Below are 6,267 nucleotides of genomic sequence, written 5' to 3'. Positions count from 1 at the left end.
GCACCCAACTTTGAAGCACCGACTGATTCGGGAACGAACAACGTTTATGACGTGATTGTGCGGGCATCGGACGGCACGCTGTTCGACGACCAGGCGATTGCGGTAACCGTGACGGGCGTCAACGACAACAGCCCGATTATCACCTCCAACGGTGCTGGTGCGACGGCTTCGGTCAGCGTGGCGGAGAACACCACGGCGGTCACGACGGTGGCAGCGACCGATGCAGACCTGCCGACACAAACGCTGACCTACAGCATCGTCGGTGGAGTGGATGCCGCGAAATTCTCGATCGTTTCTGGCACAGGCGTGCTGAGCTTTGTCTCTGCACCCAACTTTGAAGCACCGACTGATTCGGGAACGAACAACGTTTATGACGTGATTGTGCGGGCATCGGACGGCACACTGTTCGACGACCAGGCGATCGCGGTAACCGTGACAGGCGTCAACGACAACAGCCCGATTATCACCTCCAACGGTGGTGGTGCGACGGCTTCGATCAACGTATTGGAGAACACCACGGCGGTCACGACAGTGGTGGCGACTGACGCTGATCTACCAGCGCAGACGCTGAGCTACTCGATCCTGAGTACGGCCGGGACGGACTTCAGCAAATTCTCGATCAGTTCGAGTGGGGTGCTGACGTTCAATTCAGCGCCCGACTACGAGAATCCCCAGGATGTCGGTGGAACCGCCGGCGACAACGCCTATGTTGTGAACGTTCAGGTGGCCGACGGTAATGGCGGAATCGACACGCAGACCATTACGGTAAACGTGCAGAACGTCGTTGAGACGCCAGTTGATACCGTGCCGCCGACGGTGGCAGTGACGGGGACGGCCCTAGGGAGTTCGGTCGGTTCAACGTCGACGGTGACATTCCAATTTAGTGAGACGGTGAGCGGTTTCACCCTGTCTGATGTCGCAGTGACGACAACGAGCGGAGTGCCCCGCGGAACCTTCAGTAACTTTACCCAGGTTGATGGCGATACCTACACGGCAATACTGACCAGAACCCAGGGCGGCAGCATAAAAGTCGACGTTGCCGCGAACAGTTACACCGACCTGGCGGGTAATCCTGGTGCGGCCGGCAGCAGTGCCAACCTTCCGGCAGGCGTTGCCGGCGACCCCATCAATCTAGCCCTCAACGTTCCGTTAGCCGATATCAGCGGCCCCGTAACGGTGTCCATCAGCGGGGTCCCCTCGGGGTGGGTGTTCAATGCAGGAACCGACAACGGCGACGGCACATGGACCGTGCACACCAACGATCCCGGCGCATTGACTGTGACAGCCCCAAGCGACTTCGTGGGTGCGTTGGTGCTTGACGTCAACATGAACTGGAGCAACAGCGACGGCAGCACCGCCAGCGCGTACGTGTTCAACAACGTCGAAGTCTACGCCCCGGGCGCGCCGATCTTCGCCTTGTCCGCTAACGATAACCTGACCGGCTCGTCAGGTGCCGACACCTTCGTCTTCGCCCAACCGATCGGCAACAACCAGATCTTCAATTTCGATGCCGCAGCGGACAAGATCGACTTGGTCGGCTTCACTGGCATCAACGGCTTTGCAGACTTGAGTATCACTAACGACGCCAACGGCAATGCACTGGTCAGCATAAGCACCGGCCAGACGGTCACTCTCAAAGGTATCGATGCGGCGGACTTGAGCGAAGCGAACTTCCAGTTCGATGTCGATCCGCTCACCAACAACGCCGGGACCATCACTATTGCCGACGGCGCGATCATGCCGTTCGGTGGCAGCATCAATAACAGCGGCACCATCGAGCTCGGCTCCGCCGGCAGCGCGACCAGCCTTGAGGTTCTGTTCCGTGGCGCGACCTTGACCGGTGGCGGCCAAGTGCTGCTATCCGACAACGCGCAAAACGTGATTTTCGGCGGCAGCGCCGACACCGTACTGAACAACGTCGACAACCGCATTTCCGGCGCCGGCCAGTTGGGTGCCGGGCAGATGGTGCTGATCAATTCGGGGCTGATCATGGCCAGCGGGCTGAACAGCCTGGTGCTCGACACCGGCACCCACACCATCACCAACAGCGGGGTGCTGGAGTCCACGAGCCCAGGCGGCATGACGGTGGCCAGCACGGTCGAAAACACCGGCCACCTGTGGGCCAATGGTGGTGACCTGCGCCTGCTGGCCGACGTGACCGGCGACGGCAGCGCGACCATCGACGGTAACGCAACCCTGACCTTCTCCGGTGCTGCACACGGGTCCGTCGCCTTCCACGGCGAAGGCGCGGGTACGCTGGTGATCGCACAGGCCGAAACAGCGGGCTCGCTGGCCGGCATCCTCGGCCTTGAGAGCAATGACATGCTGACGTTCGGCAATCTCACTTTCGGCGCCAACACCCAACTCAGCTACAACACCAACGCCTCTGGCGCCGGCGGCCTGCTGACAGTGGACGACGGCGTGCATCGGGCCGAGGTGAACCTGTTGGGGCATTACTCGGCGGAAGACTTCCAGGTCACCGACGGCGGCGCGGCCGGCACTCAAGTCAGTTACCACGGAGAATCCAGCGGCACGCTGGTGGGCACCATGCTCGCAGACACGATCAATGGTGGCGACGGCAACGACATCATCGTGGGCCGTGGCGGTGCAGACACGCTCAGCGGTGGCGCGGGAGCCGACGTGTTTGCCTACTTCAACGTGAATGAAGGCGGCGATCATATCCTCGACTACAACTACGCCGAAGGGGACAAAATCGACCTCTCCGCACTGCTCAAGGCCAACTTCGTCGCCGGCACCAGCCAGGTGTCGGACTTTGTCCAAGTGGTGCAGACCGGCAACGACATCACCGTGAAGGTAGACCCTGATGGCGCAAGCAATGGCAAGAATTTCGTCGATGTGGCGGTGCTTGACCACGCTGGTACGCCTGGGCCCGATCTGGTGCGCACCTGGTTCGGGGATGCGGAGCATACGCTGACGGCGTGATATTGGGCTGGAGTTGAGCAGTTGATGATGGTGGTGGAGACCAGGGAAGGTCGAATATGAATTGCACGATACCAACTTGAAATCCAAGCATGACGCGCCCAGAGGGGGGTGTATGTTCCGATGGATGAGGGAACTTTGGGTGGGATCGGATCTGGTCGAGTTTGAGAGCTCGTTCGGACTGGCGGAATCTGTTGAGCGCCTGAAAGCCGCGACCCGGCACTGGGCTATGTTTACACCTTTTCGAGAAGCGGCCGTGGGAACGGTGACAGAGTCTCGCGTTTCGCTCCAACGTGTCATCCCGATGGTACACAACTCATTCAAGCCACTTTTCGTCGGCCGATTCCAGGTGCGCCAAAACCAGGTCGTGCTAACCGGGCGTTTTGCGCTGCACTGGTCCGTTAAGCTCTTCATGGGCTTCTGGTTCGGGTTTTGTGTGCTTTTTACAGCATTGGCGTTGTTTACCGCCGTACCTGGGCCGCACGCCACATTCATGCCGCTGGAGGGGCTTGCGATGATGGCCTGTGGGATTGGCGTGATGCGGATCTGTATGTGGTTTTCCCGCAACGATCAGGCATGGCTGTCTGAGGTCATTCGCACGGTGCTGAGTAATCAGGTCGCGATTGCATCAAAAGGTTTGCCGCCCGATGAGCTTCGGAGCTCCCCAAAGCGGCCACCCACTGTCATCGTGATTGTCACAGCGATGCTCGCCCTCCAAGGGCTCATGTTCTGCGTTTCTGCCATAACGGATATCCAGCCTTCCCTGGGCGATCCAAGTGGTTCGGTCTTTACCCATTATGCAGACGTTAGACTTCGCTATCTTTCCGTAATCTATGGCGCCGTTATGCTCCCGCTGGCTTTCGACGTTTACCGACAGCGCATGTTCGCCTGGCGAATGGGGTTCCTGGCGCTTTTTGGGGGGGCTGCCCTCCAGGCGCTTGGCTTGCTTGCCCGAGAGGATCTTGGCAATGCGCGTCAGACCATAATCTTCTGCGTCGCCTCCCTGGTGATCACCATCGTCTGGGCGTGTTGGTGGTACGCGCAGCGCGTCCATTTTCACGATTGATCGGGAAAGAGTCGATAGACCGCATGACACGACGGTTATGAAAAAGCCCCGCCAGATAACAATCTGAGCAGGGCTTTTCTTTGCTTAAAGCATACCTGTTGCACCCACCTAGCACCCATGAGGGTTAAGCAGAGAAACAAAAAGACGCTGTAGGCCTTGGATTATATGGTGTCCCAGGGCAGGTTCGAACTGCCAACCTTCCCCTTAGGAGGGGGATGCTCTATCCAATTGAGCTACTGAGACACAAGTCGCGCGCAAGGAGTGCGCGGCGATGGACGGCGTGCATGTTAACGGGCAGGCCCGCTTTTGTCATGTCGTCCGTAGGGCTTTTTAAGTGTAGGCAGACGCCCCACGGTAGCGTGGCTTTGTTTACCGTGCAAATTGCATCACCGCAAAATGCCATCATTGCAAAATGCAATGCCGGCATTTTGTTAAAATAGCGTAATTCTTTGTTTTTAAAGGATTTAATAGCCGTTAAACTTTTGGCATGCGGGCTGCTTCGACTGTTCTCAAAGAACGAAGGAGATCAGCCCCATGAACAGCGCTCTTTTAGTCGCGAATGCAGTCGCCCTGGCGGTTCTGTTGGGTTTTCAGTTCTTCCCCGCAAACGACGCTGCGATGGTTGCCCAACGCACGCCCCATGACCTGCAGCTGCAAAAAGCGCCTCAATGGGCACTCACGAGCGATCAACGCAGTTTTGTCAGCCAAGAGCTGAGCCAGGAAAGTCTTCAACCGCGCACGCAGTCTTTTGAACGCTTGGTATTTTGAACCACCTCATCAGGAAGCACAGCATGTCCAAATCAGCCGCAGGGTTTCTCATCCTCGCTCTACTGAGTGGCATCCTTCATCTGTCATTAGTCCAGGACACGATCGTCACCCTGCCCCTGATTGCCTGCGGCGTGTTCAGTGCGCTGTTCGTGCTGGCGCTGATCGCCGGGCGCAAGATCAAGTTCGATCCGGTTCTGCGCTGACGCTCAGCAACTCCAGAAGACTGGCAACGGTGACCGCAAGGTCGCCGGAGTTATCGAGTCGACGGATTTGCGTATCACCGATTGTGTCGTCAGCCGTGAACAGCGCATTGCGGCACAGTCTCGCTTCAATTTCTGCCGGGCTTTCACGCCCCCGCCGTAGCAGGCGCTCTCGCAGAACGTCATCCTTGACCGTCAACAGCACCGGCAACAGCGTGGGATAGCGCTGTTGCGCTTCTGTCAGGTGGCCGCGCGAAGCATTGATCAGCACATCGCGTCCTTCCTTGAGCCACTGGTCTATACGCACAGGAATACCGTAATCCAGCCCATTGGCCTGCCACGAAAGCGCGAAATCCCCATTGTTTCTGCGTCGCTCGAACTCTTCGCGGGACACCTCAATGGCGTCTTCGCCGACGGACTCAGCCGAGCGCGTAATAACCCGCCGCACGACTTCACAATTACGCACCCGCAACGGCCCGCGAGCGGCTTCGATGAGGCTGTCCTTGCCGGATCCCGAAGGCCCCATTAAATAAATCAGCCTGCCATCCATCCTGAAATCATCCCATACCGTCCGTCTGCCCTAGTAAATCGGCCATTTGCCACTATCCTGTTAAGGTAAGGAACAAGGATCGAATCCGCATAGCATGCACCTTCAGGCGTCTTCGGGCATCACCTGTCGGGCAAGAGGACGCGGTCAGCGATACGGACTCATGGAATGTTTTCAAACCAGTCCGCATTTCTGATAATAGGTGCTGGCATTAAGCCTTTACCCAGATCAATATTTGTCACAGAATTGACGCCAATGATCTGGCTAATTTGAGGCATGATGCGCGCCTCTATCAATTCAGGTTGAACATTTGGTCGGAGTGCTTGTCCTATCTGACATCCTGCGGCCTATCCCGAGAACCGCTCCCCTGAACTAACCGGTTAAATATATGCGCCCATTGAAACAGGCAATTTATTCCAGCCGTACGGCTGACAAGTTCGTCGTACGTCTGCCAGACGGAATGCGTGAACGCATTGCCGAGGTGGCTCGCAATCATCATCGCAGCATGAATTCCGAAATCATCGCGCGTCTTGAGCAGAGTCTTATTCAGGAAGGCGCGTTGGGCGAAGAATTGAGCATGCGCCTGGACAGCCCCGAGCTGTCATTACACGAACGCGAACTGCTGCAACGCTTCCGCCAACTCTCCCACCGCCAGCAAAACGCTCTGGTTTCGCTGATCGCCCATGATGCCGAAATGGCTGCAGACGTTTCCTGATTCATCCTGAAAGCTCAAGCCAGCGTAATTG

At 57.7% G+C, this 6,267-nt stretch carries 6 protein-coding genes and 1 tRNA gene; 5 read left to right on the top strand and 2 right to left on the bottom strand.

Translation table 11 applies throughout. The annotated features are described in order from the left end of the window. Both AC07VO_RS28085 and AC07VO_RS28080 read left to right on the top strand, forming a co-directional pair. Nucleotides 1-2,943: Ig-like domain-containing protein (locus AC07VO_RS28085; protein ID WP_495007720.1), on the top strand; the 2,943-nt coding region annotated here is incomplete at its 5' end. Nucleotides 2,944-3,082: 139 nt separating this feature from the next. Further along, on the top strand, nucleotides 3,083-4,006 hold the full coding sequence (locus AC07VO_RS28080; RefSeq protein WP_495007719.1) for a hypothetical protein: 924 nt from the start codon (nucleotides 3,083-3,085) through the stop codon (nucleotides 4,004-4,006). Nucleotides 4,007-4,172: 166 nt separating this feature from the next. Here AC07VO_RS28080 and AC07VO_RS28075 read toward each other — a convergent pair. Further along, nucleotides 4,173-4,249 (bottom strand) — tRNA-Arg (locus AC07VO_RS28075). 291 nt (nucleotides 4,250-4,540) lie between these two features. Here AC07VO_RS28075 and AC07VO_RS28070 point away from each other — a divergent pair. Together AC07VO_RS28070 and AC07VO_RS28065 are read left to right on the top strand one after the other, a co-directional pair. Then, nucleotides 4,541-4,774 carry a hypothetical protein gene (locus tag AC07VO_RS28070; protein ID WP_111454811.1) on the top strand — a complete coding sequence of 78 codons (234 nt, stop codon included), beginning with the start codon at nucleotides 4,541-4,543 and terminating at the stop codon, nucleotides 4,772-4,774. A gap of 23 nt (nucleotides 4,775-4,797) precedes the next feature. Next, entirely contained in the window at nucleotides 4,798-4,977 is a 180-nt protein-coding gene (locus AC07VO_RS28065; protein WP_018926378.1) for a PA3371 family protein, read from the top strand. On the opposite strand, the gene phnN is transcribed toward AC07VO_RS28065, so the two are convergent. Further along, nucleotides 4,952-5,524, bottom strand: coding sequence for a phosphonate metabolism protein/1,5-bisphosphokinase (PRPP-forming) PhnN (gene phnN, locus AC07VO_RS28060; RefSeq protein WP_026286446.1), 573 nt, complete (start codon nucleotides 5,522-5,524; stop codon nucleotides 4,952-4,954). The genes AC07VO_RS28065 and phnN overlap by 26 nt on opposite strands. 385 nt (nucleotides 5,525-5,909) lie before the next feature. On the opposite strand from phnN, the gene AC07VO_RS28055 reads away from it, so the two are divergent. Next, nucleotides 5,910-6,236 carry an Arc family DNA-binding protein gene (locus tag AC07VO_RS28055; RefSeq protein ID WP_018926380.1) on the top strand — a complete coding sequence of 109 codons (327 nt, stop codon included), beginning with the start codon at nucleotides 5,910-5,912 and terminating at the stop codon, nucleotides 6,234-6,236. The last annotated feature ends 31 nt before the right edge of the window (nucleotides 6,237-6,267 follow it).

Source organism: Pseudomonas sp. GW821-FHT03E01 (genome assembly GCF_059420765.1).
Note: the sequence above shows the minus strand (reverse complement) of the source record. Positions and strands in the feature narration are given on the sequence as shown.

Coding starts and splice junctions, on each gene's coding strand:
- AC07VO_RS28055 (WP_018926380.1), top strand. CDS start 5,910: ATGCGCCCATTGAAACAGGCAATTTATTCCAGCCGTACGGCTGACAAG.
- AC07VO_RS28065 (WP_018926378.1), top strand. CDS start 4,798: ATGTCCAAATCAGCCGCAGGGTTTCTCATCCTCGCTCTACTGAGTGGC.
- AC07VO_RS28070 (WP_111454811.1), top strand. CDS start 4,541: ATGAACAGCGCTCTTTTAGTCGCGAATGCAGTCGCCCTGGCGGTTCTG.
- phnN (WP_026286446.1), bottom strand. CDS start 5,524: ATGGATGGCAGGCTGATTTATTTAATGGGGCCTTCGGGATCCGGCAAG.